Here is a 24,932-nt window from a genome sequence, read left to right as displayed (position 1 = left end):
AATAGACTGTAGAATAAAAGGAGGAATCTATGAACGCGATTCAAGAATCATTTACTGATAAACTATTTGCCAACTATGAAGCAAATGTCAAATACCAAGCGATTGAAAATGCTGCCAGCCATAATGGAATTTTTGCAGCTCTAGAACGTCGTCAGAGCCATGTAGACAATACACCTGTTTTCTCATTGGATTTGACCAAGGACAAGGTAACCAACCAGAAAGCGTCTGGTCGTTGCTGGATGTTTGCAGCTCTCAACACCTTCCGCCACAAGCTCATCTCACAATACAAACTGGAAAATTTTGAGTTATCACAGGCCCACACCTTCTTCTGGGACAAGTATGAGAAATCAAACTGGTTCTTGGAGCAAGTCATTGCGACTGCAGACCAAGACTTGACGAGCCGTAAGGTTAAATTCCTACTTCAAACTCCACAACAAGATGGCGGTCAATGGGATATGGTCGTTGCCCTCTTTGAGAAATACGGTGTCGTGCCTAAGTCAGTTTACCCTGAGTCTGTTTCATCTAGCAGTAGTCGTGAGCTCAATGCCATTCTCAACAAATTGCTTCGTCAAGATGCTCAAATCTTGCGTGACTTACTCGCTTCTGGCGCAGACCAAGCGACTGTTCAAGCTAAGAAAGAAGACCTCTTGCAAGAAATCTTTAACTTCCTTGCTATGTCATTGGGTCTTCCACCACGTCAGTTTAACTTTGCTTATCGCGATAAGGATAACAACTACCAAAGCGAAAAGGACATTACACCACAAGAGTTTTACAAGAAATATGTCAATCTTCCTCTAGAGGACTATGTTTCTGTTATCAATGCTCCAACTGCTGATAAACCATACGGCAAATCGTACACAGTTGAGATGTTGGGGAATGTGGTTGGTAGCCGTGCAGTTCGTTACATCAACGTGCCGATGGATCGCTTGAAAGAATTGGCAATTGCTCAAATGCAAGCAGGTGAGACTGTTTGGTTTGGTTCTGATGTCGGTCAGCTCAGCAACCGTAAAGCTGGAATCCTTGCGACAGATGTTTATGACTTTGAATCAAGCATGGACATTAAACTTACTCAAGACAAGGCTGGACGTTTGGACTACAGTGAGAGCTTGATGACCCACGCCATGGTCTTGACAGGTGTGGATTTGGACGAAAATGGCAAGTCAACCAAGTGGAAGGTTGAAAACTCATGGGGAGACAAGGTCGGTACTGATGGTTACTTCGTTGCCTCAGACGCTTGGATGGACGAATACACATACCAAATCGTTGTTCGCAAAGAATTGCTGACAGCAGAAGAACAAGCTGCTTATGAGGCAGAACCAATCGTGTTAGCACCTTGGGATCCAATGGGAGCTTTGGCTGAATAAAAGCATAGAAAAAGGAATCAGGTTTAGAACCTGGTTCCTTTTAAGTTGCTTGATTACATGATACCGAAGAAACGAGCTGCGATACCTACTGCAAAGAGTGCAAGGATGATTGAGATTGGTGATACTTTTTTCTTAAGCAACCACATGCAAAGGAAAGTAAGGAGAAGTCCCATCAATCCTGGAATCAATGAGTTCAACTGACCTTGCAGGGTTTGTGGTTGAACGCTATCCAAGCTCAATCCACCAAGTGCTTGACCAAGGATACCTTTCAATTCAGCACCTGATACAGGTCCTTCTGGGAATTTGATGTAGGCACCTTCAGCCAATTGTTTACCAGGAAGGTTAACAGTGAAGTTAATCGATACCCAACGTTGTACAAGAACGGCAAGGATGAACATACCAAGGATAGAAGCACCTTTAGTGATGTCTTTCAAGATACCACCAGACATATCTTTAGTGATTTCAGATCCAGCTTTGTAACCAAACTCTTGTGTGTACCATAGGAAGGCCATACGGATCGCATTCCATCCGAAGAAGAAGAGAAGTGGCCCAACTAAGTTACCAGATGCAGCAAGTGATGCACCAAGAGCTCCAAGGATAGGACGAACTGTAAACCAGAATACTGGGTCACCGATACCAGCAAGAGGTCCCATCATACCGATTTTAACCCCTTGGATAGCAGCGTCATCGATTTCAACACCGTTAGCGCGTTCTTCTTCAAGTGCAAGAGTAACCCCCATGATAGGAGCAGCTACGTATGGGTGAGTATTGAAGAACTCAAGGTGACGCTCAAGAGCAGCAGCTTGGTCTTCTTTAGTAGTGTACAATTTTTTGATAGCTGGGATTAATGAATAAGCCCAACCCAAGTTTTGCATACGTTCGTAGTTCCAAGAACCTTGAAGGAATTGTGAACGCCACCAAACTTTTTTACGATCTGATTTTGATAATTGAAGTTTTTCAGTCATGATTGTTCCCCTTTCTAGTAGTCTTCTAGGATATCACCGATTGGGTCGTTAGAAGTCGCAGCTCCTCCGCCACCGTTACCACCTTGTTTTGAAAGGTTAAGGTAGATGAAGGCAAGGGCAACACCGATTACACCAAGTGCAATCAAAGTCAATTGAGAAATGGCAGCAAAGGCAAAACCGAGTGCGAAGAATGGCCATACTTCACGAGTTGCCATCATGTTGATAACCATAGCGTAACCAACGGCAACGACCATAGCACCACCTACAGCCATACCACCATTCAACCAGTCTGGCATTAATTTAAGAGCATCTTGAACGGCAGAAGCAGGGATAGCGATAAGGAAGGCAGCAGGGATAGCAATACGAAGACCTTGAAGAAGAAGTGCGATAAAGTGAGCACGTTCAACAGCTGCAATATTTCCTTCTTTAGCAGCTGCGTCTGCAGTGTGAACCAAACCAACTGAGATTGTACGAACAATCATTGTCAAGAAAAGTCCAGCTACGGCAAGAGGGATAGCTGTTGCTGTTGCAACGGCGATACCTTCAGTAGTAAAGTTACCACCTTTGATCAAGATGATTGCTGCGGCAACAGATGCAAGAGCAGCGTCAGGAGCTACGGCAGCTCCGATGTTTGCCCAGCCAAGGGCGATCATTTGAAGTGATCCACCAAGCATAACCCCTGCTTCAAGGTTACCTGTTACAAGACCGATAAGGGTACATGCGACGATTGGTTGATGGAATTGGAATTGGTCGAGGATACCTTCAAGACCTGCAAGGAAGGCAACAACTACAACCAAGATAGCAGAAATAATTGAAATATCTGACATGGTTTTATTCCTTTTCTATTTTATGATAATAAAGTGAAAAATTTTCTTTGAATTCTTCGATAGTTATTGATGTCTATTATTGAACGTTGGCTTTGCTGATCAAATCAAACAAATCTTTTTTGGTGTCGTTTGGTACTTTACGTACGTCAAATTCAACACCGAGGTCACGCATTTTTTCAAATGTTGCAACGTCGTCTTTATCCATAGACAAAACGTTGTTGACCATTGTTTTACCTGTTGAGTGAGCCATTGATCCTACGTTAAGGGTCTTGATTGGCACGCCACCTTCGATTGCACGAAGGGCATCTTGAGGTGTTTCAAACAAGATAAGGGCATGTGTTTCTCCAAAGCGTGGGTCTTTTGAAACCTCGATCAATTTTTGAATTGGAACCACATTGGCTCTGACATTATTTGGAGCTGCTTGTTTAATCAATTCTTTACGAAGGTCGTCGTTGGCGACATTGTCTGAAGCAACGATGATACGGTCTGCTTTTGAATCTGGAGTCCAAGCGGTGGCAACCTGACCGTGAAGGAGACGAGTGTCCAGACGGGCAAGGTTAATCTTGAGTTTTCCATCTCCGATAACAGTTCCTTCTGGGATAGCAGCTTGGGCAACTGGAGCAGCTGCAGCACTTGCAACTTCCTCAGCTGGATTTAGCTCTTCTGGAAGAGCTTTGATGCCATCTTTGGCTTCTTTAATAATATTAGCAGCGACTTTTTCTACACCTGCAGCAGCGTCCATCAGGCGCTCTGTATAGGCTTGAATCAACATCGGTAAGTTAAGTCCTGTGATGATAGCAAACTTACGCTCAGGATTTTCTCCCATCACGCGGCTAGCTTGGTTGAATGGAGATCCACTCCAAAGGTCAGCCAAAACTAGAACCTCATCTTCTGCGTCAAATGCAGCAACAGCGTTATTAAACTTAGCGTATAGATCATCAGGACCTTCATTTGGCATAAAGGTTACAACTTGAACCTTTTCTTGTTCACCAAAGATCATAGATCCTGACTGATGAATACCCGCAGCAAATTCGCCGTGGCTCGCAATAATGATTCCGATACTCATTATTGTCATTCCTCCTTTTTGTTGTTTCAGTCTTCATTTAAGAAAACTTTAAGACTAAATAAGTATAAACCGTTTTCATATAAAAAGCAACTATTTGATATAAAATATTCAAGAAAACATTTAAATAGTGTATTTAATGATATTGATATAATAAGGTTTCAAGAAGACATAGTAATTTTTGATATTAAAATTTAATATAAAAAAGTTGGAAGCGCATTCCAACTTTTAAAATAGGTTTTTATTAGATTAGTGGGTGAAGTCGAGTACCATACGTCCTTGGATTTGACCTTTTTCCATTTCGTCGAAAACGGCTACCGCATCTTCTACTGGACGTTTTTGGACAACTGGGACTACCAAACCTTCTGCACCAAATTGGAAGGCTTCTTCCAAGTCTTTACGAGTTCCAACCAGAGAACCGATGACTTGGATTCCATCTAGAACGGTTTTGACGATGCTGAGTTCCATCATTTCAGAAGGAAGACCAACAGCAACGACACGACCACCAGCGCGTACAGAATCAACAGCTTGGTTAAAGGCAACTTTAGATACAGCGGTTACGACAGCTGAATGAGCTCCGCCATCTGTTTTTTCTTTAATAAGTCCTGGTACATCTTCAACTTCTAGACCGTTAATCACAATGTCAGCGCCTACTTCTTTTGCAAGGGCAAGTTTGTCATTGTTGATATCAACTGCGATAACATGAGCGTTGAAAACTTTTTTAGCATATTGAACTGCGAGGTTACCAAGTCCACCAGCACCGTAAAGAACAACCCATTGACCTGGTTCAACTTTGGCTTCTTTAATAGCCTTATAGGTTGTTACACCAGCACATGTGATAGAAGAAGCTTGGGCTGGATCAAGTCCGTCAGGAACTTTAACAGCATAATCTGCAGTTACGATACATTGTTCAGCCATACCACCATCTACTGAGTAACCGGCATTTTTTACTGTACGGCAAAGGGTTTCGCGACCAGTTGTACAGTATTCGCAAGTGCCACATCCTTCAAAGAACCAAGCAACGCTGACGCGGTCACCGACTTTAAGGCTTTTCACATCTGGTGCAATTTCCTTAACGATACCAACACCTTCGTGTCCTAGAACACGTCCTGGTACTTGACCAAAGTCACCATGGGCAACGTGGAGGTCAGTGTGGCAAACACCACAGTATTCAATTTCTACAAGTGCTTCCCCAGTTTCAAGTGGACGGAGTACTTTTTCTTCAACAGCAACACCAGTGCTTTCTGGATTTACAACAACAGCTTTCATAGCTATCCTCCTTGATATTGACCGAGAACAGGGATAACGGGACTGGATTGATTTTGTGTCAACAGAGTCGAGTATGACGAGCTCTCTTGTATTTATATGTGAATTATATCACAAAAGAAAGCCTTTTCCAAGGTTTTGGAGGCAAAAAGTAGAACAATCGATTAACTGGTTGATGAGACTGTGAAAAGAGCACAAAGACCAGCTTGCAAGCTGGTCAGAATGGACTATAAGAATAAATCTTGCAGGGTTTTGGCAACCCCGTCTTGGTCATTTGTCAAGGAAATTTGCTCATCTGCATAGGGGAGTAGCTCAGGATTGGCATTTTTCATGGCATAACCTTTCCCAGCAAAAGCGAGCATTTCGGTATCATTGTGTTCATCTCCAAAGGCAATCAAATCCTTTTTGTCGCGGTTCATTACCTTGAGCAAGTAGTCCAAGGCGAAGGCCTTATTGACTCCTTTTGGGGTACACTCAAGGATATTGAGCGGACCACCCCAAGTATTAATAGAAAGTTGATACTGGTAGAAGGCATTCATTTCTTTTGCCAAGGCATACTTGTCACTAGCTCTGGTCTGCAACAGAATACAGTTAGGATCCTTGGTCACCAATTCAGGATTGAATTGATCTTCAGGCTGGAAAGCTTCTATACCAAATAGTTTAGGATCGGCAATTTCTTCATTGGGATTTGTAATGTAGAATTTTTTACGATATTCTCCAGCGATAAAATCGGCTTGAATATCTTCTGAACGTTGAACCATATCGAGCAGATATTTTTTGTCTACGGTCAAACACTTTTCAAAGTCCCAAGCTTGGTCTGGTAAATGAGTAAGGGAGCCGTTGAAATTAATCATAGGAGTGTCTAAGCCTAATTCACGGTAGAAATCTTTTGACATGCGGTAAGGGCGACCTGTCGTAATAATAACCTGATGCCCTTTTTCAGTAACTTTTTTAATAGTTTCTTTGGTAAAGTCAGAAATCTGACTGTCTGAGTTGAGCAGGGTTCCATCTAGGTCAACTGCAATAATTTTTTTCGTCATATAAACCTTTCTAGTGTCTTTCCAGATAAGATGTCTACTATTATAACAAAAAGCAGACAGAAAAGCAGATTCCAAACAAAAAATGAAATTCCATCAATTTCTTAAATAAATTAAACAAAGATGTTGAAAAAGTGAATGATAAATGATATAATTCTGTTATTGTTCGTAAAAATTAAAAGGAGATTAATAATGGACAAATTATTTAAACTAAAAGAGAACGGTACAGACGTTCGTACAGAGGTTCTCGCTGGTTTAACAACTTTCTTTGCAATGAGTTATATTCTCTTTGTAAACCCACAAATTCTTTCGCAAACAGGGATGCCTGCTCAGGGTGTGTTTCTCGCAACGATTATTGGTGCAGTAGCAGGTACCTTGATGATGGCCTTCTACGCCAACTTACCTTATGCTCAAGCACCAGGTATGGGTCTTAACGCCTTCTTTACATTTACAGTTGTATTCGGGCTTGGTTATTCATGGCAAGAAGCCTTGGCTATGGTCTTCATCTGTGGAATTATCTCATTGATTATTACCTTGACAAATGTTCGTAAAATGATCATTGAATCGATTCCAAATGCTCTTCGTTCAGCTATTTCAGCTGGTATCGGTGTCTTTCTTGCCTACGTGGGAATTAAGAATGCTGGATTTTTGAAATTTACGATTGATCCAGGCAACTATACTGTTGTAGGAGAAGGGGCTGACAAGGCTCAAGCAACGATTGCAGCAAACTCTTCAGCAGTTCCAGGATTGGTCAGCTTTAATAATCCAGCTGTTTTGGTGGCTCTTGCAGGACTTGCCATTACTATCTTCTTTGTTATCAAAGGGATTAAAGGGGGAATTATTCTCTCTATCTTGACAACAACTGTTCTTGCTATTGCAGTTGGTTTGGTAGATTTGTCTAGTATCGATTTTGCTAACAACCATGTTGGTGCAGCCTTTGAAGACTTGAAGAGAGTCTTTGGTGCAGCTCTTGGTTCAGAAGGTTTGGGAGCTTTGATTTCAGATACAGCTCGCTTGCCTGAAACTCTTATGGCTATTCTTGCCTTCTCGTTGACAGATATTTTTGATACAATTGGTACTTTGATCGGTACTGGTGAAAAAGTTGGTATCGTAGCGACAAATGGTGAAAATCATCAATCAGCTAAGTTGGACAAGGCTCTTTACTCTGATTTGATTGGTACTTCAATTGGTGCTATCGCCGGTACTTCAAACGTAACGACTTATGTTGAGTCTGCTGCTGGTATCGGTGCAGGTGGACGTACTGGTTTGACAGCTTTGGTTGTGGCAATCTGTTTTGCAATTTCAAGTTTCTTTAGCCCACTTCTAGCTATCGTACCAACAGCTGCTACAGCTCCAATCTTGATTATCGTTGGGATTATGATGTTGGCTAGCTTGAAAAATATCCATTGGGATGATATGGCTGAAGCGGTTCCTGCCTTCTTCACATCTATCTTTATGGGATTCAGCTACTCTATCACTCAAGGGATTGCAGTTGGTTTCTTGACTTACACCTTGACTAAGCTTGTCAAAGGTCAAGCTAAAGATGTTCATGTAATGATTTGGATTTTGGATGCCTTGTTTATCCTTAACTATATTAGTATGGCCTTATAATAGGATAACCCAGGGGGACTTTCCCCCTTTTTTAATACAAAGGAGATAGGTGATGAAAGAGAAAAGTATCTGGAAAGAATTATTGAATCGTGCAGGTTGGCTGTTAATCTTTCTGCTAGCGACAATTTTATATCAGATTCCTATAGGGGTTACTGCTATTTTAACTTTAAATGCAGTACCATTGTTACAGTCAGGACTGATAGTTGCTGGTATTTCAATTGTAGTTTTAGTACTATTTATTTTTGGAGCTCGTAAAACGCAGCTAGCAAGTTTTAATTTTTCTTTTTTTAGAGCTAAGGATCTAGCACGTTTAGGATTAAGTTATTTAGTCATTATCTGTTCAAATATACTTGGTTCTATCTTGTTGCAACTGTCAAATGAGACGACAACAGGGAATCAGTCTCAGATTAATGATATGGTTCAAAATAGTTCTTTAATTTCCAGTTTCTTCTTGCTGGCCTTGCTTGCTCCGATTTGTGAGGAAATCTTGTGCCGTGGGATTGTTCCTAAAAAGATTTTCCGAGGCAAGGAGAACTTGGGATTTATAGTAGGTACCATTGTATTTGCCTTATTGCACCAACCAAGTAATTTACCTTCTTTATTGATTTATGGAGGTATGTCCACGGTGCTATCTTGGACGGCTTATAAGACCCAACGTCTGGAAATGTCTATTTTGCTTCACATGATTGTGAATGGGGTTGCTTTTTGTTTGTTGGCTCTTGTGGTAATCGTGAGTCGGACATTAGGTATTTCTGTTTAAGATTTTTGACAATTGCTTACTTGTTTCTATTGGGAGAAAGATGAATGCAATCGTGTCCATCTTTTTCTTTTTATGGTAAAATAGAGAAATAATATGGTGAAAAGCCTTGAGGGAGTGACCGATATGTCAAGTAAAGCCAATCATGCAAAGACAGCTATTTGCGGAATTATCAATGTAACCCCAGACTCCTTTTCGGACGGTGGTCAATTTTTTGCTCTTGAGCAGGCACTCCAGCAGGCTCGTAAATTGATAGCAGAAGGAGCCAGCATGCTAGATATCGGTGGAGAATCAACTCGGCCGGGAAGTAGCTATGTTGAGATAGAAGAGGAGATCCAGCGTGTTGTTCCAGTGATTAAAGCGATTCGCAAGGAAAGTGATGTCCTCATTTCTATCGATACTTGGAAGAGTCAGGTGGCAGAGGCTGCTTTGGCTGCTGGAGCCAATATAGTTAATGATATCACTGGTCTTATGGGTGATGAGAAAATGGCCCATGTGGTTGCTAAGGCTGGTGCGAAAGTAGTCATTATGTTTAATCCAGTTATGACTCGACCTCAGCATCCTAGCTCGCTTATATTTCCTCATTTTGGCTTTAATCAAGCTTTTACAGTAGAAGAGTTAGCTGATTTTGAAAAATTGTCAATCGAAGAGTTGATGGAGGCTTTCTTTGAACGAGCACTAGCGAGAGCAGAGGAAGCTGGTATTGCACCAGAAAATATCCTGTTGGATCCAGGAATTGGCTTTGGTCTGACCAAGAAAGAAAATCTGCTTCTTTTACGGGACTTGGATAAACTACATCAGAAAGGCTATCCAATCTTTCTTGGAGTGTCGCGCAAGAGGTTTGTCATCAATATTCTTGAAGAAAATGGTTTTGAAGTCAATCCTGAGACAGAACTTGGTTTCCGCAATCGAGATACGGCTTCGGCTCATGTAACTAGTATCGCTGCGAGACAGGGTGTAGAAGTGGTGCGCGTGCATGATGTAGCTAGTCACAGGATGGCAGTTGAAATTGCCTCCGCCATTCGTCTAGCTGATGATGCGGAAAATCTAGATTTAAAACAATACAAATAAGATGAAAGAAATTGAAAACAATCAGTGGATTGCTAACTACCGGACGGACCAACCGCATTTTGGTTTGGAACGAATGGTGGAACTATTAGCTTTGCGTGGCAATCCCCATCTAAAACTCAAGGTCATCCATATCGGAGGGACCAATGGCAAGGGGTCTACCATTGCTTTTTTGAAAAATATGCTAGAAAAGCTAGGGATGAGAGTTGGTGTTTTCAACTCCCCCTATCTCATTCATTACACAGACCAGATTAGTATCAATGGGGAATCCATTCCCGAGGCTAGACTAGAAGCCCTCATGGCAGACTATGAGTCTTTGCTTGAGGGGGAGAAGGGCCTTGCTTTACAAGGAACAACCGAGTTTGAGATTATCACAGCTCTGGCCTATGACTACTTTGCCACAGAGCAAGTAGATGTGGCCATTATGGAGGTGGGCATGGGTGGACTCTTGGATAGTACCAATGTTTGCCAGCCGGTTTTAACAGGCATCACAACCATTGGACTGGACCATGTAGCCCTACTTGGGGACACCTTGGAAGCCATAGCAGAGCAGAAAGCTGGTATTATCAAACAAGGTATTCCCTTGGTGACAGGTCGCATTTTTCCAGAAGCTTTGGCTGTGATTGACCGCATTGCGGAAGGGAAAGATGCGTCGAGACTTGCCTACGGGGCAAATTATCATGTCAGTCACCAAGAGAGTGTGGTAACGGGTGAAGTATTTGACTATACCAGTGCTGTCAGACAAGGTCGTTTCCAGACTGGCCTGCTTGGTTTGTACCAAATAGAGAATGCTGGGATGGCCATAGCTTTACTTGATACTTTTTGTCAGGAGGATGGCCGAGAACTAGCAAGCAATCACTTGCTTGCTCAAGCTCTGGAAGAAACAAGGTGGCCAGGGCGTTTGGAAATCGTGTCAAGAGACCCCTTGATGATTTTGGATGGGGCTCACAATCCTCATGCCATCAAGGCTTTAGTAGCAACCTTGCAAGAACGCTTTGCGGATTATCATAAGGAAATCCTCTTTACTTGTATCAAAACCAAGGCTTTGGAGGATATGTTGGACTTGCTGGGGACCATGCCAGATACCGAGCTTACCCTGACACATTTTGACGATAGTCGGGCGACGGATGAAAGCGTGCTGAAAGAGGCAGCTAAGTCTAGAAATCTCAGCTTCCAAAGTTGGCAGGATTTTCTAGAGCAGAAATTTACAGATAAAAAAGAAGAGAAAAAAACAGTTAGGATTGTCACGGGTTCCTTGTATTTCTTGAGCCAAGTGAGAGCCTATCTGATGGAGAGGAAGAACGAGAATGGATACACAAAAGATTGAAGCAGCAGTAAAAATGATTATCGAGGCTGTCGGAGAGGACGCTAACCGCGAGGGCTTGCAGGAAACACCTGCTCGTGTGGCTCGTATGTACCAAGAGATTTTTTCAGGTCTTGGTCAAACAGCGGAGGAACATTTGTCAAAATCCTTTGAGATTATTGATGATAATATGGTGGTAGAAAAGGATATCTTTTTCCATACCATGTGTGAACACCACTTCTTGCCATTTTATGGTAGAGCGCATATTGCCTACATTCCAGATGGTCGTGTGGCAGGTTTGTCTAAGCTAGCCCGTACGGTTGAAGTTTATTCGAAAAAGCCGCAAATTCAAGAACGATTGAATATCGAAGTAGCCGATGCCTTGATGGACTACCTAGGTGCTAAAGGAGCCTTTGTTGTCATTGAAGCGGAACATATGTGTATGAGCATGCGTGGTGTCAGAAAGCCGGGAACTGCAACCTTGACGACAGTAGCTCGAGGCTTATTTGAAACAGATAAGGACCTCCGAGACCAGGCTTATCGTTTAATGGGACTATAAAAAGAATCCGCTTGAAGCGGATTTTTCTAGAAAGGAATCATTATGGATCAACTGCAGATTAAGGATTTGGAAATTTTTGCCTATCATGGTCTTTTTCCTAGTGAAAAAGAATTGGGGCAAAAGTTTGTCGTTTCAGCAATCCTATCCTATGATATGACCAAGGCGGCGACAGATTTGGATTTAACAGCCTCTGTCCATTACGGAGAATTGTGCCAGCAGTGGACTGCTTGGTTTCAGGAAACAACTGAGGACTTGATTGAAACGGTAGCCTACAAACTGGTAGAACGTACCTTTGAGGCCTATCCTCTTGTCCAAGAAATGAAGTTGGAACTGAAAAAACCTTGGGCGCCAGTGCATTTGCCACTAGATACTTGCTCAGTAACCATTCATCGCCGTAAGCAACGGGCCTTTATCGCCCTAGGAAGCAATATGGGGGATAAGCAAGCAAACTTGAAACAAGCCATTGAGAAACTGCGATCTCGTGGTATCCATATTCTCAAAGAGTCTAGTGTCTTGACGACGGAGCCTTGGGGTGGCGTGGAGCAGGATAGTTTTGCCAATCAAGTGGTTGAGGTGGAAACCTGGTTGCCCGCCCCAGTTTTATTAGATACCTTGTTAGCCATTGAGTTAGAGATGGGACGGGTGAGAGAAGTACATTGGGGGCCTCGTTTGATTGATTTGGATTTGCTCTTTGTGGAGGACCAGGTCATTTATACAGACGACCTTATCTTGCCTCATCCTTACATAGCAGAACGTCTTTTTGTCCTTGAATCATTACAAGAACTTGCGCCTCATTTTATCCATCCTACCTTAAAGCAACCTATCCGTAACTTGTATAATGCTTTGAAAAAATAGAAAAACTCTAGTTTTCAGTCGTTTGTAACTGAAGGCTAGAGTTTTTAAAATAGGTCATTTTCTTCTGGGAGGAGTATCGTTTCTCTACCGTCCATGTCTAAAACCAGTACCCTTGGCGGATAAAGAGGGTCGAAAGGATGGTTAAAGTCAAAATCAATAGCTGTAGGGAGGTGTTGACTTGAGAAGTGGAAGGTGATTTTTCCATGGTTATTGAGCAATTGAAACTCGAGTTCTTCTTCCAATTCAAAGACATTTTTTAAGAAATGGTCAATAATATACCAAAAAGAGTCAATCACATCATCAGGCAAGCTGGTAACAATGCCAAAACTAGCCGATCGCATGTGGGTATTGGTAAAAGCCATATTTCTGCCCCCTTTCTTTTCCCTTATCATACAGCAAATAGGATTAAAAATCAAGAAAAGGTGTTTTTTTCTTTATAAACATAGTTTTCTATGAAATTTTTTTCAAATAATCTTCAAAAAATACTTGAAAGTGTTTACAAATAGTGATAAAATGGAATAAGTAGAATCATGAAAACGAAATTTTCATACCGTCTCTTTTTTTGGAGTCTCGTGAGGTATGATATAGAAAGGAAATAGAATGAATACAGACGATACAGTAACGATTTATGATGTCGCCCGTGAAGCAGGAGTTTCAATGGCGACGGTTAGCCGTGTAGTCAATGGCAATAAGAATGTAAAAGAGAACACCCGTAAAAAAGTGCTTGAGGTGATTGATCGTTTGGATTACCGTCCAAATGCCGTGGCGCGTGGTCTTGCAAGTAAAAAGACAACCACTGTCGGTGTCGTGATCCCAAATATTACCAATGGCTATTTCTCAACGCTTGCTAAAGGGATTGATGATATCGCTGAAATGTACAAGTACAATATCGTCCTTGCCAATAGTGATGAGGATGATGACAAGGAAGTTTCAGTTGTCAATACACTATTTTCTAAGCAAGTGGATGGTATCATCTTTATGGGGTACCACTTGACTGAAAAAATTCGTTCAGAGTTTTCTCGCTCTCGGACACCAGTTGTTCTTGCAGGGACAGTGGACGTAGAACATCAGCTTCCAAGTGTCAACATTGACTACAAACAAGCTACGATTGATGCAGTGACCTACCTTGCTAAAGAAAATGAGCGCATTGCTTTTGTCAGCGGTCCACTAGTGGATGATATCAATGGTAAGGTTCGTTTGGTTGGCTACAAGGAAGCCTTGAAAAAAGCAGGTATTTCTTATAGCGAAGGACTGGTATTTGAATCTAAATACACTTATGAGGATGGCTATGCCTTGGCAGAACGCTTGATTTCATCAAATGCAACTGCAGCAGTTGTGACAGGTGATGAATTGGCAGCAGGTGTCTTGAATGGTTTGGCTGATCACGGTGTATCTGTGCCAGAAGAGTTTGAAATCATTACTAGTGATGATTCACAAATCTCACGCTTTACCCGTCCAAACTTGACAACTATTGCTCAACCTCTTTATGACCTTGGTGCTATTAGCATGCGTATGTTGACTAAGATTATGCACAAGGAAGAATTGGAAGAACGTGAAGTTCTCTTACCTCATGGTTTGACAGAGCGTCGCTCAACACGAAAACGTAAATAGAAAAAATCAGGGAATCGTGAAGATTTCCTGATTTTGCTTTCTGGAGAAGAGGCTTAGCCTTCCATATAGTCTTTCAAAGCTTGCCCTTTTAGTCCGGCATTGAGAGCGATGAGGAGTTTTAAGCGGGCTTTCTGGGCGTTGAGTTCTTTAACAAAGAAAACACCAGATTTTCTTAACTGCACGCCCCCACCTTGGTAGGCATAAACAGGTTCCGCGATACCGTTAAAGCATCGTGAAACCAGGGCGACTGGGATTCCTTTTTGTAGAAGGCTTTCTAATTTTTGAGCTGTTTCTTTGGGAATATTACCAGCTCCGAAGGCTTGGATAATTAAACCGTCCAATTGTTCCAAATCCAGCATATCAATCAGCTCATCTGTCATACCAGCATAAGCCGAGATGATAGGTACCAATCCTTGTATGTGATCAAGGTTAAAGCGAACACGAGGTTCAGCTGTTTTGAAGTAGAGGATTTCCTGTTTCATGATGAGGCCAAGTGGCCCGTGTGTTGGAGTCTGGAAGGTGCTGACGTTGGTCGTATGTGTTTTGGTGACATACTTGGCAGCGTGGATTTCATCGTTCATAACAACCAAAACTCCTTTGTCAGCAGCCTTGTCATCGCTAGCTACCCGCAAAGCACTCAGATAATTATAAACACCGTCACTACCGAGTTCGTTAGAGCTGCGCATGGCCCCTGTTAGAACGATAGGCATATGGGGAACTTCCATGGTATCAAGGAAATAGGCTGTTTCCTCTAGAGTATCGGTCCCGTGTGTGATCACCACTCCATCGTAGTTAGCAGCTTCCTCTTCAATTTTCTGGTAGAGGGCCAGCATATGCTTGGGTTTGATATGGGGACTTGGCAGATTAAAAAAATCTAAGGCGTGGACTTGGATTCCTTCAAGTGGGTTGGACACATGATTCATGGGATTATCTGAACTCGTCACAACAGCGCCAGAGGCATCGGCCTGCATGGAAATAGTCCCACCTGTATGTAAAACAAGGATTTTCTTAGGCATGATTTACTCACTCTTTCTGAAATGTGGTATAATCATTGTATCACAAAAGGGGAGATTGGGATAGGATGGAAGTCAAAGCTGTTTTTTTTGATATCGATGGAACCTTGGTCAACGATCGCAAGAGTGTTTTGAAATCCACTAAGGACGCGATTAAGATTGTCAAAGAGCAAGGGGTGCTTGTCGGTGTAGCGACAGGGCGAGGACCTTTTTTTGTTAAGGAATTGATGGACGATTTAGATCTAGATTTCGCAGTAACCTATAATGGCCAGTATATCTTTAATAAAGACAGGGTCTTGTTCACGAGTCCTATTTCCAAGTTACATTTGCGCCAGCTAATTACCTATGCTAAAAAAGAGGGCAAGGAGATTGCCCTAGGGACCAAGGATGCCATGTTGGGTTCTAAAATCATGTCCTTTGGTTTGGGTTCTTTTTCTCAACGAATCAGTCGCTTCATTCCCTCTGTTTTAACTCGGACGGTGAGTCATTCCTTTAATCGTATGGTCAGCAAGGTTGTTCCCCAAAAGGAAGAAGACCTGCTTCACCTGATGAATCAGCCTATCTACCAAGTTTTGATGCTGATGACGCCAGAAGAATCTGAGAAGGCGGCAGCTGATTTTGAAGACTTGAAATTAACACGTAGCAATCCATTTGCAGCGGATGTCATCAATCAAGGAATCTCTAAGTTGGAAGGTATTCGCCGAGTTGGGAAAGAATATGGTTTTGATCTCAACCAAGTGATGGCCTTTGGTGACTCAGATAACGACCTAGAAATGCTGGCGGGTGTCGGTATGTCGGTCGCTATGGGAAATGGTAGTAGCAGTGTTAAGGAAGTTGCTAAGCACATTACCACCAGCAATCAGCAAGACGGAATCCACAAGGCCTTGGAACATTTTGGTGTTCTGGCCTCAGAAAAAGTCTTTGTCAGCCGTGACTATCATTTCAATAAGGTCAAGACCTTCCACCACATGATGGATGAGCGAACCCAAGAAGAACCTCGAGCTTGGGATTTAGAAGGTGCAACCCACAGGGCTGGCTTTAAAATAGAAGAATTGGTGGAGTTTGTTCGAGCAGCCAGTCCCTCTGAAGAGGACTTTGATCAGGCTCTATCGCAACTTCATCAGGCTCTTGATAAGGCAGCAGATAAAGTGGCTAAGAAGACGCCTGCTCAGCAAGATTTGATAGGGCAGGTGGATGCCTTGATTGACACACTTTACTTCACTTATGGTAGTTTTGTCTTGATGGGAGTGGACCCAGAACGTATTTTTGATATTGTCCATCAGGCTAATATGGGTAAAATTTTTCCAGATGGCAAGGCTCATTTTGATCCAGTTACCCATAAAATCTTAAAGCCAGATGATTGGGAAGAAAAATATGCTCCAGAACCTGCTATTAAAAAGGAACTGCAGCGCCAACTCAAGGCTTATGAACGTCATAAAGAGAGAAATAAATCGTAAACAAAAAGGAGCTCTGGGCTCCTTTTCTTCGTGACTATAAGGTTTTTTCTTGTTCTCTCACAACCAGCAAATCAACCTTAGCATGGCGGAGGATGTATTCAGATGAAGAACCGACCAAAAGGCGTTCAAAGGCGTTGAGACCAGTGGCACCAACGAGAATGAGGTCCACTTCTTCAGCATCGGGAATGGTACGCGCTAGTAGGGTCTTTGGATTTCCCATTTCAATGACGATGTGAACATCTACCACACCAGCATCTTTAGCACGTTTTTCGTACTCTTTCATCAGACTTTCAGCGTCAACTTGGAGTTCTTCGTAAACTTCAGCATCAAAGGTGGATACGCTTTGGAGAGCGCGTGTGTCAATGACATGTGCGATGGTGAGTTTAGCGTCGTTTCGTAGAGCAGAATGAACTCCCTTGACAAAAGCCAAGTCCGCTTCTTTAGAACCATCGATTGCGACCATGATATTTTGGTAACGTTGTGCCATAATGAAACCTCCTGAAATTTTCTTACTATAATTGTAAACCTTTTCACTATAGAAGTAAAGTAAAAAAAGTATTTTTCAAAAGAATATTAGCGCTTAAAATCTATATAAATATATGATAAAATAAAAGAAAGGATAGCAGGAAAGAAGTGAAGGGAGGGAGAATGATGAATCACTCTTTTCAAGAAGCAAAAAAATCAAATTTCCTTTATTATGAAATCATCCTAGTTTCAGTCTTGCTAGAAGTTATCATGGTCTGGCAATTAGAGAAGCTAATTCCGCTTCTCTATCCAGGTTTTGTTGGCTTTTTAGTCTTTCATTTACTCTATCATTTGGTATTATTCCTAGTCGCTAAACGAAGTGGGCGTTGGGATTACTTGATGATATGGGGACTTTTCCTCATGTTCAATCTTCTTTATGACTCCTTTTTAGGCCTGCTTTTTCTAGGTTTATCTTTTGGTATGTGATGTGACTTTCGCAAAATACCTGCTATCTCCCCTGTCTTGGCCTCGCTCTTAGTGAGGTTTTTCTTCTGTGGGATTTTAATAACACATTTCAGTAAACTTGTCGCAATCCCTTTCTAGTGGTATAATGTTACTATCTCGATGAATTGAGGAAACAAGATGAAAGAATATAACAAATCTAGTAAGTTAGAGCATGTTGCTTATGATATCCGTGGTCCTGTTTTGGAAGAAGCCATGCGGATGCGAGCAAACGGAGAAAAGATTTTACGTCTGAATACAGGAAATCCAGCAGAATTTGGTTTTACAGCGCCAGACGAGGTCATTCATGACTTGATTATGAATGCGCGTGACAGTGAAGGTTACTCTGATTCCAAAGGGATTTTCTCAGCCCGTAAGGCCATCATGCAGTATTGCCAATTGAAGAAATTCCCAAACGTAGATATTGATGATATTTACCTTGGAAATGGTGTTAGTGAACTGATTGTCATGTCCATGCAGGGGCTTTTGGACAACGGGGATGAAGTCTTAGTGCCAATGCCAGATTATCCTCTCTGGACAGCAGCTGTCAGCCTAGCTGGGGGAAATGCCGTTCACTATATCTGTGATGAAGCTGCAGAATGGTATCCAGATATTGACGATATCAAGTCAAAAATCACTTCCAATACCAAGGCAATCGTCCTTATCAATCCAAATAATCCAACTGGAGCCCTTTATCCTAAGGAACTCTTGTTGGAGATTATTGAGATTGCCCGTCAAAACGATTTGATTATCTTTGCGGATGAAATTTACGACCGCATGATAATGGATGGACATGTGCATACGCCTGTGGCGAGCTTGGCACCAGATGTTTTCTGTGTCAGCATGAATGGTCTGTCTAAATCGCATCGTATCGCTGGTTTCCGTGTGGGTTGGATGGTCTTGTCTGGACCTAAGACACATGTTAAAGGCTATATCGAAGGTCTCAATATGCTGTCTAATATGCGCCTTTGCTCTAACGTTTTGGCTCAACAAGTCGTACAAACTTCCTTGGGTGGTCACCAATCAGTCGATGAATTGCTCCTTCCTGGTGGACGAATTTACGAGCAAAGAAACTTCATCTACAATGCCATTCAAGATATCCCAGGTTTGTCTGCGGTTAAACCTAAAGCTGGACTCTATATCTTCCCTAAAATCGACCGCAATATGTACCGTATCGATGATGATGAACAGTTTGTCCTTGATTTCTTGAAGCAGGAAAAGGTTCTCTTGGTTCATGGTCGAGGCTTTAACTGGCAGGAACCGGACCACTTCCGTATTGTTTACCTTCCTCGTGTCGATGAACTGGCCCAAATCCAAGAAAAGATGACTCGATTCTTGAAACAGTATCGTAGATAGGGCTTACATTCGAAAAAGCTGGAAACATTTGCCTTGAGCTATTGACAAAAGTGAAAGAATCAGATAGAATAGTAAAGTATGTTTAGTAACTGATCACTTTATAGCCGGCTAAACGAATACAAAATCTATGAGGAGGTATTCATCGTGAAACGTACTTATCAACCAAGTAAACTTCGTCGTGCGCGCAAACACGGATTCCGTAACCGTATGTCAACTAAAAACGGTCGTCGCGTATTGGCAGCTCGTCGTCGTAAAGGACGCAAAGTTTTGGCTGCATAATCCAAACGAACTATATCAAAAATCAGTAGGAACTCGAGTCTACTGATTTTTATTTTTGTAAAAAAGTTCAAAAAGGCTTTATATTTTTGCTCAAATAGTGTATAATATTTCACATACTGTAAAAAATGGAGAATAATCATGAAGAAATCAAAAGTTATGCTTTTTGGAGCTATGGCTTTGACAGCAGGTCTAGCTCTAGCGGCATGCGGGTCATCCCAATCAAGCAATGCAGACAAGACATACTCTTATATCTTTGTCAGCAACCCTGATACCTTGGATTATATTACCTCTACACGAGATTCTACATCTAGTATCACAACCAACTTGATTGATGGTTTGTTGGAAAATGACCAGTATGGCAATCTCATCCCATCTATGGCTGAGTCATGGACAGTGTCAAAAGATGGCTTGACTTACACTTATAAGATCCGTCAGGGAGCTAAATGGTACACTTCTGAAGGAGAAGAGTATGCGGACGTAACCGCTCATGACTTTGTGACAGGACTTAAGTATGCGGCTGATAAAAAAGCTGAAAACTTGTACTTGGTACAAGACTCTATCAAGGGGCTAGCAGATTATGTTGAAGGGAAATCATCTGATTTTGGAACTGTTGGTGTTAAGGCGGTGGATGATTACACACTACAATACACCCTCAACCAACCTGAGACTTATTGGAACTCTAAAACAACAGCAAGTATCCTTAGTCCTGTAAATGAAGCCTTCTTGAAGTCTCAGGGAGATGACTTTGGAAGTGTGACACCATCAAGTATTTTGTCAAATGGTCCTTACTTGTTTAAATCCTTCACATCAAAATCTTTGATTGAATTTGATAAAAACCCTAATTACTGGGATAAGGATAATGTTAAAATCGAGAAAGTGAAACTCTCTTTCTTTGACGGTTCTGACCAAGACAGCATTGCTAGAGGTTTCTTGGATGGTAACTATACAGATGGTCGTATCTTCCCAACAAGTTCAGTCTTTGCTGAACTCAAGAAGGGGAATGAGGACAAGATTACCTACACACCGCAAAACTCAGTTACTTTCTATTATCTTTTCAACGTGAATCGTCAAAGCTACAAGCAGACTATGAAACAGTCTGATAAGGAAAAGACAGATTCACGCGCAGCTATGCAAAATAAGGATTTCCGTCAGGCTATCAACTTTGCCTTTGACCGTCATGCTTATGCAGCACAGACAAATGGTGAAGATGGAGCAGACCGTATCTTGCGTAATACGATTACACCAAGTAACTTTGTCCAAGTTGGCGATAAGAACTTCGGTGACATTGTCAATGAAAAAATTGTCAACTACGGTAAAGATTGGACAAATATTAACCTAAACGATGGTAAGCAAGCCTTCTTGAACCCTGACAAGGCCAAAGAGAAGTTTGCCAAGGCCAAAGAAAGTCTGCAAGCACAGGGAGTAACCTTCCCAATTCATTTGGATATGCCAGTTGACCAGACTGCTAAATTAGATGTGCAACAGGCCGGATCTTTCAAACAAACAGTGGAAGAAACCCTTGGTAAGGATAATGTGGTTATCGATGTTATCCAACTATCTCCGGATGAAAAAGACCAGGCAACCTACTTTGCAGATACAGCAGAACAAAAAGACTACGATATTGACATCTCAGGATGGGGTGGAGATTACTCAGATCCGAAGACTTACCTAGCCATCCTTGATCCAGAGACAGGTTCTCAGTTGAAAAACATGGGCTTGTCTGAAGGAAAAGACAAGGAAGTCAAGGACAAGATTGGTCTTGCTGACTACAAGAAACTCTTGGATCAGGCTGATGCGGAAATCACAGATACTCAAGCTCGCTATGAAAAATATGCTGAAGCCCAGGCTTGGTTGACAGATAGCGCCCTCTTCCTACCAGTTCAAAGTGGTGGAGCTAACCCAATCTTCCGTAAGACTGTACCGTTTACAGGTCCATTCTCATTCGTTGGTCATAAGGGAAATGCAGACAACTATAAATATGTTGAACTGCAAAAAGAACCAGTAACTGCTAAACAGTACCAAGAGCTTTATGAAAAATGGCTAAAAGAAAAAGCTGAGTCAAATAAAAAAGCTCAGGAAGATTTAGCTAACCATATTCAATAGTATTCCTAGTCATGCTTTTCAGTTAATACTCTTCGAAAATCTCTTCAAACCACGTCAGCGTTGCCTTACCGTAGGTATGTTACTGACTTCGTCAGTTCTATCTGCAACCTCAAAACAGTGTTTTGAGCTGACTTCGTCAGTTTCATCTACAACCTCAAAGCAGTGCTTTGAGCAGCCTGCGGCTAGCTTCCTAGTTTGCTCTTTGATTTTCATTGAGTATAAGCATAGTGGCTGGATTCAGAAAAAGGCCTTACCAGAGCTTCTTGCTTCTGGTAGGGCCTTTTCTTTATTCTTTTAAGTGATAGGAATAGCTAGCGACAACGACGTCTTGGTGCCAACGGAGGGCATATTTGAGTTTGAGACTCATCTGATTGTGTAGAATATGTTGCCAAGCTTTACTAATAATAAACTGGGGATGAGGACTACTTGCTCAGGTCCATTGGCAATAGAAGACAGAGCGTCGCTTGACAAGATGGCAAATGCCTGCATTTTTCCCAGCTGTCTCCTCTCGCATTCAGTTAAGGACTTGAGAGATCAATCGATAAAAGTCTGTTTTAATTTTGTAAACATGGTTATTTCCTTTAATGAGAATTTTAAAAAGAGCTATTATACTGCTTTGGGGAAAATAGCATCAAGAGATGATAATGGGTTTTAGAATATTTTTTTCAGATGAGGAGAGAGGTCAGTTTTTTTGCTATAATAGTAGATAGAAAACGAGGTTAGAAGAGATGATTTTTGATACACATACTTAGAGTGTTTGGAGTACAGTTTAAGGACTCATGACATTATTAAGGCATAAATTAACCATAAAACTAACCAAAGGAAAGTTAAAGTAGCATAACGAAGAGGGAGATAAATCTCTCTTTTTATTTCACTATAATATTTGTAGATACTTGAAAACTTACTTTGCATAGAGTAAAATAATAATAGTTGGTTTTAATTTGAAGGGGAATTATATGTTGAAGTATGGTGAAGATTATCCAGATGCTTGTCCGCCATCTGAAGCAAAAGAGATGGAAGGTTCGTTTTATAGAATATGTAATAGTGAGGTTCCTGAAAAAGATGATTTTAAAACCCACGTAGATTTAGGTTTGAATTTTCCGCCCCCAAAATTATGTGAGGCCAAAGCTTTATCGTTTTTTGCATCAGAGCAAGCAATTGAAAAACTAAAAAAACGTTATCCTAAATTTAAAGATAAAGTTGCTGTGTTGATAAATATTTTACCTAGTCATGGTGTGGGACTGTTAGAAGGAGAACATTTAAATTTGTGGGAGTTTCAGGATGTGAATTTTCTTGATGCTCAGGAAGGAGGTTTAGAAAATGAGTAGTATTTTGGATTTTGAATCAGTAGAATATCTTTATATTTTTGATTACTATGATATTCCATTGTCATTTATTACTAAGAAGATCGATGATAAATATTATTTTGTATATGCAATTGATTTTGATACATTTTTTGTAAAACCTCTTTCTATTAAGAATTTGAAAACTCTATTTTCTGATATTTCTACGAATACACTTCTTCAAGAGTTTTATTTAGAAGATGACTTTTCCATTCTAAAAAGAGAAAATAATAATATCTTTGTTAAATATGGTGTTAAAATTTTCGAATTAGAGAATAACATTAATGCGAGTGAATATTTCCCTGAGGACGATTCAAAATTTGAGCGGGATTTGATTAGTGGAAAAAGTTTTAATATGCTATGTAGTGAATATACCACAACATTTTCAGATATTTTAAATAATAAACAACTGACAATAAAGCTAGTTGATTCTTATAATTCACACTCAGCAGATTTAGATGTCGTTGCTAAAGCGATAAATTTGATGGAAAATTTTATAGAGGGATCAAAAGTATTTTTAAAGGAACATAATATATTTACTAATGGGAAACTTGTACTAACACCATTTACCCCCGGTTCATTCAATATAAATTTTGAAATAGTTCGTCCGGAAGAGGTTACTCTTTTTGAGGATGAATTTGAACTTTATTTTGATGACTTTATTGTTTTTACAGAATCTATAAATTACAAAGAGGCGTCGGATGTCTACTCAGATGTAATTTTTGAGAATAATAAAATAGTAAAATCTTTCGTTGAATTTTATAATGTCATAAAAGAAAACGGCCTTACTGTAACTTTGGAAAAGGACAAGAAAAAGCTATCCACTATTATTGTTAATGAACAAAGTGATAAATTTATTCAAGACTTAAATTCTCTAGTTCAAAAGCAAGATGATGCGGAAGTATTTTCAGAAGAATTCTATTTTGAAGGAATAGTGTCTAGTGCATCCAATGCTCGAAATAATGTCTCTATAAAAACTTTATCTGGCATAGTAAAGGCAAAGTTTTCAAGTGAATTATTTAGGGAAATTAAGAGAATGAATAGAACCATTTCGGTGTCAAGTGAAATACGAGGAAGGTGGATAAAGCAAACTTTTTTGGATAAAAATAGAAATGTAATTTCTGAAAAATATGAAATTTTAAATTTTAATCAGAATAGTTAGTATCTATAAAGTAAAAAACTAATCAAAAGAAGGTTAAAGTAGCATACAAAAAGAGGAATTCATTGAGAGTTCCTCTTTTAATCTATGTTTTTGACAATTTCATTGAACAAAGAAATGATTTTAGATTTTTTTGTGTGTGATAAATCTGAGATGTTATCGATCAATGTAGTTATAGGGACGGAATTATTTGAAAGCGGGAAATTAAAGAAGTCTTCTACGGTCATACCTAAAGCTGTAAGAACCTTTTCAAGTGTGCGTATTTTAAAATCGTATTTCATATTCTCGATGTTTTGTATTGCTTTAACACCTAACCCGGCTTGATTGGATAATTGTTCTTGGCTAAGATTCTGTTCTTTTCTACATTCTCGTATACGCTCTGCTATGTATTTTTGTAATTGATTAGCTTCCATCCGTAATTTCCTCTTTTATACTATTCTACTATCCTTTATATGATTTTTTAAGTACAATTAACTATCCAAAAATAAGATATTGGATAGCAAACTGTACAATTTTGTGTTAAAATAGATAAAAAACAATACAAAAGGAGTGTGGTCTTATGTTAGTATATTCTGCTGCAACTGCAAAATCGTATAGTGTTTACCATAAAACTAAAGTTATGAGTACCAGTCAAAAAGAACAATTATATAGGGCTTTTAAAAAGTATGCTATAGAGGAGTTTAAAAGAACAGAAAAGTTAATGAGTTATAACTATGATGGAAGAACTAAATTTTTCTCTAGAAATGTATTTAATGCTAGTTTTTATAGTTTTTATCAATCTAGATATTTCAGAGATACGCCTTTATATGATAAATTACCTACTTGGCTTTATTTTAATACTGGAAAAGATGTAGAAACAATATGTAAAAGAACTATAACATTAATAAAAGCTGCTGGGTATAAAGCAGAATATAATTATAAAAATGGTGTTACAATGTGGAAAGTTAAAAAGTAGAAAGTAAGTAAATAA

At 40.4% G+C, this 24,932-nt stretch carries 25 protein-coding genes; 16 read left to right on the top strand and 9 right to left on the bottom strand.

The window, feature by feature from the left end; translation table 11 throughout:
- Positions 1-29: 29 nt before the first annotated feature.
- Entirely contained in the window at positions 30-1,364 is a 1,335-nt protein-coding gene (pepC, locus tag D7D53_RS07850) for an aminopeptidase C (RefSeq protein WP_120770635.1), read from the top strand.
- 53 nt (positions 1,365-1,417) lie between these two features.
- On the opposite strand, the gene D7D53_RS07845 is transcribed toward pepC, so the two are convergent.
- From D7D53_RS07845 to D7D53_RS07825, 5 genes are all read right to left on the bottom strand, one after another.
- The gene (locus D7D53_RS07845) at positions 1,418-2,329 is read right to left on the bottom strand and encodes a PTS system mannose/fructose/sorbose family transporter subunit IID (protein ID WP_000136857.1); all 912 of its coding nucleotides are present in this window, start codon (positions 2,327-2,329) and stop codon (positions 1,418-1,420) included.
- A gap of 14 nt (positions 2,330-2,343) precedes the next feature.
- Entirely contained in the window at positions 2,344-3,156 is an 813-nt protein-coding gene (locus D7D53_RS07840) for a PTS mannose/fructose/sorbose transporter subunit IIC (RefSeq protein ID WP_033681196.1), read from the bottom strand.
- Positions 3,157-3,232: 76 nt separating this feature from the next.
- Positions 3,233-4,222, bottom strand: coding sequence for a PTS sugar transporter subunit IIB (locus D7D53_RS07835; protein WP_033683014.1), 990 nt, complete (start codon positions 4,220-4,222; stop codon positions 3,233-3,235).
- A 246-nt stretch (positions 4,223-4,468) separates the two neighbouring features.
- Positions 4,469-5,488 carry an alcohol dehydrogenase AdhP gene (adhP, locus tag D7D53_RS07830; RefSeq protein WP_020901964.1) on the bottom strand — a complete coding sequence of 340 codons (1,020 nt, stop codon included), beginning with the start codon at positions 5,486-5,488 and terminating at the stop codon, positions 4,469-4,471.
- A gap of 224 nt (positions 5,489-5,712) precedes the next feature.
- A complete protein-coding gene (locus D7D53_RS07825; protein WP_020901965.1) occupies positions 5,713-6,525 on the bottom strand; it encodes a Cof-type HAD-IIB family hydrolase in 813 nt (270 codons plus the stop codon).
- Positions 6,526-6,714: 189 nt separating this feature from the next.
- Between D7D53_RS07825 and D7D53_RS07820 the strand changes: the two genes are divergently transcribed.
- The 6 genes from D7D53_RS07820 to folB all read left to right on the top strand — a co-directional run bounded on the left by D7D53_RS07820 (position 6,715) and on the right by folB (position 12,675).
- The gene (locus tag D7D53_RS07820) at positions 6,715-8,133 is read left to right on the top strand and encodes an NCS2 family permease (RefSeq protein WP_020901966.1); all 1,419 of its coding nucleotides are present in this window, start codon (positions 6,715-6,717) and stop codon (positions 8,131-8,133) included.
- Between the two features lie 52 nt (positions 8,134-8,185).
- Positions 8,186-8,893, top strand: a complete 708-nt coding sequence (locus tag D7D53_RS07815) for a CPBP family intramembrane glutamic endopeptidase (RefSeq protein ID WP_162496606.1) — start codon at positions 8,186-8,188, stop codon at positions 8,891-8,893.
- 93 nt (positions 8,894-8,986) lie between these two features.
- Positions 8,987-9,961: a dihydropteroate synthase gene (gene folP / locus D7D53_RS07810; protein ID WP_162927891.1), complete on the top strand. Its 975-nt coding sequence runs from the start codon at positions 8,987-8,989 to the stop codon at positions 9,959-9,961.
- Position 9,962: 1 nt separating this feature from the next.
- Positions 9,963-11,285: a bifunctional folylpolyglutamate synthase/dihydrofolate synthase gene (locus D7D53_RS07805; RefSeq protein ID WP_120719132.1), complete on the top strand. Its 1,323-nt coding sequence runs from the start codon at positions 9,963-9,965 to the stop codon at positions 11,283-11,285.
- Positions 11,266-11,820, top strand: a complete 555-nt coding sequence (gene folE, locus D7D53_RS07800) for a GTP cyclohydrolase I FolE (RefSeq protein ID WP_000380916.1) — start codon at positions 11,266-11,268, stop codon at positions 11,818-11,820. Before D7D53_RS07805 ends, folE begins: the two co-directional genes overlap by 20 nt.
- A gap of 42 nt (positions 11,821-11,862) precedes the next feature.
- On the top strand, positions 11,863-12,675 hold the full coding sequence (gene folB, locus D7D53_RS07795) for a dihydroneopterin aldolase (protein ID WP_020901969.1): 813 nt from the start codon (positions 11,863-11,865) through the stop codon (positions 12,673-12,675).
- 44 nt (positions 12,676-12,719) lie between these two features.
- On the opposite strand, the gene D7D53_RS07790 is transcribed toward folB, so the two are convergent.
- Positions 12,720-13,037, bottom strand: a complete 318-nt coding sequence (locus D7D53_RS07790; RefSeq protein ID WP_033681210.1) for a DUF960 domain-containing protein — start codon at positions 13,035-13,037, stop codon at positions 12,720-12,722.
- A 238-nt stretch (positions 13,038-13,275) separates the two neighbouring features.
- Here D7D53_RS07790 and ccpA point away from each other — a divergent pair, with 238 nt between their 5' ends.
- Positions 13,276-14,286, top strand: coding sequence for a catabolite control protein A (ccpA, locus tag D7D53_RS07785; protein WP_020900851.1), 1,011 nt, complete (start codon positions 13,276-13,278; stop codon positions 14,284-14,286).
- Between the two features lie 53 nt (positions 14,287-14,339).
- Here ccpA and D7D53_RS07780 read toward each other — a convergent pair whose 3' ends face one another.
- Entirely contained in the window at positions 14,340-15,302 is a 963-nt protein-coding gene (locus tag D7D53_RS07780; protein WP_020901970.1) for an asparaginase, read from the bottom strand.
- 65 nt (positions 15,303-15,367) lie between these two features.
- Between D7D53_RS07780 and D7D53_RS07775 the strand changes: the two genes are divergently transcribed.
- Entirely contained in the window at positions 15,368-16,756 is a 1,389-nt protein-coding gene (locus D7D53_RS07775; protein ID WP_120770634.1) for a Cof-type HAD-IIB family hydrolase, read from the top strand.
- Between the two features lie 34 nt (positions 16,757-16,790).
- On the opposite strand, the gene D7D53_RS07770 is transcribed toward D7D53_RS07775, so the two are convergent.
- Positions 16,791-17,243 (bottom strand): universal stress protein, encoded by a 453-nt coding sequence (locus tag D7D53_RS07770; protein WP_120770633.1) that lies wholly within the window; start codon positions 17,241-17,243, stop codon positions 16,791-16,793.
- Between the two features lie 164 nt (positions 17,244-17,407).
- Between D7D53_RS07770 and D7D53_RS07765 the strand changes: the two genes are divergently transcribed.
- From D7D53_RS07765 to D7D53_RS07730, 6 genes are all read left to right on the top strand, one after another.
- On the top strand, positions 17,408-17,707 hold the full coding sequence (locus D7D53_RS07765; protein WP_120770873.1) for a hypothetical protein: 300 nt from the start codon (positions 17,408-17,410) through the stop codon (positions 17,705-17,707).
- 156 nt (positions 17,708-17,863) lie between these two features.
- On the top strand, positions 17,864-19,078 hold the full coding sequence (locus D7D53_RS07760; RefSeq protein ID WP_120770632.1) for a pyridoxal phosphate-dependent aminotransferase: 1,215 nt from the start codon (positions 17,864-17,866) through the stop codon (positions 19,076-19,078).
- 144 nt (positions 19,079-19,222) lie between these two features.
- A complete protein-coding gene (gene rpmH, locus D7D53_RS07755; protein WP_000831905.1) occupies positions 19,223-19,357 on the top strand; it encodes a 50S ribosomal protein L34 in 135 nt (44 codons plus the stop codon).
- Between the two features lie 138 nt (positions 19,358-19,495).
- Positions 19,496-21,460, top strand: coding sequence for a peptide ABC transporter substrate-binding protein (locus tag D7D53_RS07750; RefSeq protein WP_120770631.1), 1,965 nt, complete (start codon positions 19,496-19,498; stop codon positions 21,458-21,460).
- Positions 21,461-22,416: 956 nt separating this feature from the next.
- A complete protein-coding gene (locus D7D53_RS07735; protein ID WP_120770630.1) occupies positions 22,417-22,788 on the top strand; it encodes a hypothetical protein in 372 nt (123 codons plus the stop codon).
- Positions 22,781-23,965, top strand: a complete 1,185-nt coding sequence (locus D7D53_RS07730) for a hypothetical protein (protein WP_120770629.1) — start codon at positions 22,781-22,783, stop codon at positions 23,963-23,965. Before D7D53_RS07735 ends, D7D53_RS07730 begins: the two co-directional genes overlap by 8 nt.
- Before the next feature lie 77 nt (positions 23,966-24,042).
- Here the strand turns inward: D7D53_RS07730 and D7D53_RS07725 are convergent, their stop codons facing one another.
- Complete coding sequence (locus D7D53_RS07725) at positions 24,043-24,375, bottom strand: helix-turn-helix domain-containing protein (protein WP_120770628.1); 333 nt, start codon at positions 24,373-24,375, stop codon at positions 24,043-24,045.
- A 146-nt stretch (positions 24,376-24,521) separates the two neighbouring features.
- On the opposite strand from D7D53_RS07725, the gene D7D53_RS07720 reads away from it, so the two are divergent.
- The gene (locus D7D53_RS07720; RefSeq protein WP_049509646.1) at positions 24,522-24,917 is read left to right on the top strand and encodes a hypothetical protein; all 396 of its coding nucleotides are present in this window, start codon (positions 24,522-24,524) and stop codon (positions 24,915-24,917) included.
- The last annotated feature ends 15 nt before the right edge of the window (positions 24,918-24,932 follow it).

It is taken from the genome of Streptococcus gwangjuense (genome assembly GCF_003627155.1).
Classification (GTDB): Bacteria; Bacillota; Bacilli; order Lactobacillales; family Streptococcaceae; genus Streptococcus; species Streptococcus gwangjuensis.
The sequence above is the reverse complement of the archived record's forward strand: the minus strand, read 5'-3'. Positions and strand labels throughout refer to the sequence as shown.

Coding starts and splice junctions, on each gene's coding strand:
- pepC (WP_120770635.1), top strand. CDS start 30: ATGAACGCGATTCAAGAATCATTTACTGATAAACTATTTGCCAACTAT.
- D7D53_RS07845 (WP_000136857.1), bottom strand. CDS start 2,329: ATGACTGAAAAACTTCAATTATCAAAATCAGATCGTAAAAAAGTTTGG.
- D7D53_RS07840 (WP_033681196.1), bottom strand. CDS start 3,156: ATGTCAGATATTTCAATTATTTCTGCTATCTTGGTTGTAGTTGTTGCC.
- D7D53_RS07835 (WP_033683014.1), bottom strand. CDS start 4,222: ATGAGTATCGGAATCATTATTGCGAGCCACGGCGAATTTGCTGCGGGT.
- adhP (WP_020901964.1), bottom strand. CDS start 5,488: ATGAAAGCTGTTGTTGTAAATCCAGAAAGCACTGGTGTTGCTGTTGAA.
- D7D53_RS07825 (WP_020901965.1), bottom strand. CDS start 6,525: ATGACGAAAAAAATTATTGCAGTTGACCTAGATGGAACCCTGCTCAAC.
- D7D53_RS07820 (WP_020901966.1), top strand. CDS start 6,715: ATGGACAAATTATTTAAACTAAAAGAGAACGGTACAGACGTTCGTACA.
- D7D53_RS07815 (WP_162496606.1), top strand. CDS start 8,186: ATGAAAGAGAAAAGTATCTGGAAAGAATTATTGAATCGTGCAGGTTGG.
- folP (WP_162927891.1), top strand. CDS start 8,987: ATGGTGAAAAGCCTTGAGGGAGTGACCGATATGTCAAGTAAAGCCAAT.
- D7D53_RS07805 (WP_120719132.1), top strand. CDS start 9,963: ATGAAAGAAATTGAAAACAATCAGTGGATTGCTAACTACCGGACGGAC.
- folE (WP_000380916.1), top strand. CDS start 11,266: ATGGATACACAAAAGATTGAAGCAGCAGTAAAAATGATTATCGAGGCT.
- folB (WP_020901969.1), top strand. CDS start 11,863: ATGGATCAACTGCAGATTAAGGATTTGGAAATTTTTGCCTATCATGGT.
- D7D53_RS07790 (WP_033681210.1), bottom strand. CDS start 13,037: ATGGCTTTTACCAATACCCACATGCGATCGGCTAGTTTTGGCATTGTT.
- ccpA (WP_020900851.1), top strand. CDS start 13,276: ATGAATACAGACGATACAGTAACGATTTATGATGTCGCCCGTGAAGCA.
- D7D53_RS07780 (WP_020901970.1), bottom strand. CDS start 15,302: ATGCCTAAGAAAATCCTTGTTTTACATACAGGTGGGACTATTTCCATG.
- D7D53_RS07775 (WP_120770634.1), top strand. CDS start 15,368: ATGGAAGTCAAAGCTGTTTTTTTTGATATCGATGGAACCTTGGTCAAC.
- D7D53_RS07770 (WP_120770633.1), bottom strand. CDS start 17,243: ATGGCACAACGTTACCAAAATATCATGGTCGCAATCGATGGTTCTAAA.
- D7D53_RS07765 (WP_120770873.1), top strand. CDS start 17,408: ATGAATCACTCTTTTCAAGAAGCAAAAAAATCAAATTTCCTTTATTAT.
- D7D53_RS07760 (WP_120770632.1), top strand. CDS start 17,864: ATGAAAGAATATAACAAATCTAGTAAGTTAGAGCATGTTGCTTATGAT.
- D7D53_RS07750 (WP_120770631.1), top strand. CDS start 19,496: ATGAAGAAATCAAAAGTTATGCTTTTTGGAGCTATGGCTTTGACAGCA.
- D7D53_RS07735 (WP_120770630.1), top strand. CDS start 22,417: ATGTTGAAGTATGGTGAAGATTATCCAGATGCTTGTCCGCCATCTGAA.
- D7D53_RS07730 (WP_120770629.1), top strand. CDS start 22,781: ATGAGTAGTATTTTGGATTTTGAATCAGTAGAATATCTTTATATTTTT.
- D7D53_RS07725 (WP_120770628.1), bottom strand. CDS start 24,375: ATGGAAGCTAATCAATTACAAAAATACATAGCAGAGCGTATACGAGAA.
- D7D53_RS07720 (WP_049509646.1), top strand. CDS start 24,522: ATGTTAGTATATTCTGCTGCAACTGCAAAATCGTATAGTGTTTACCAT.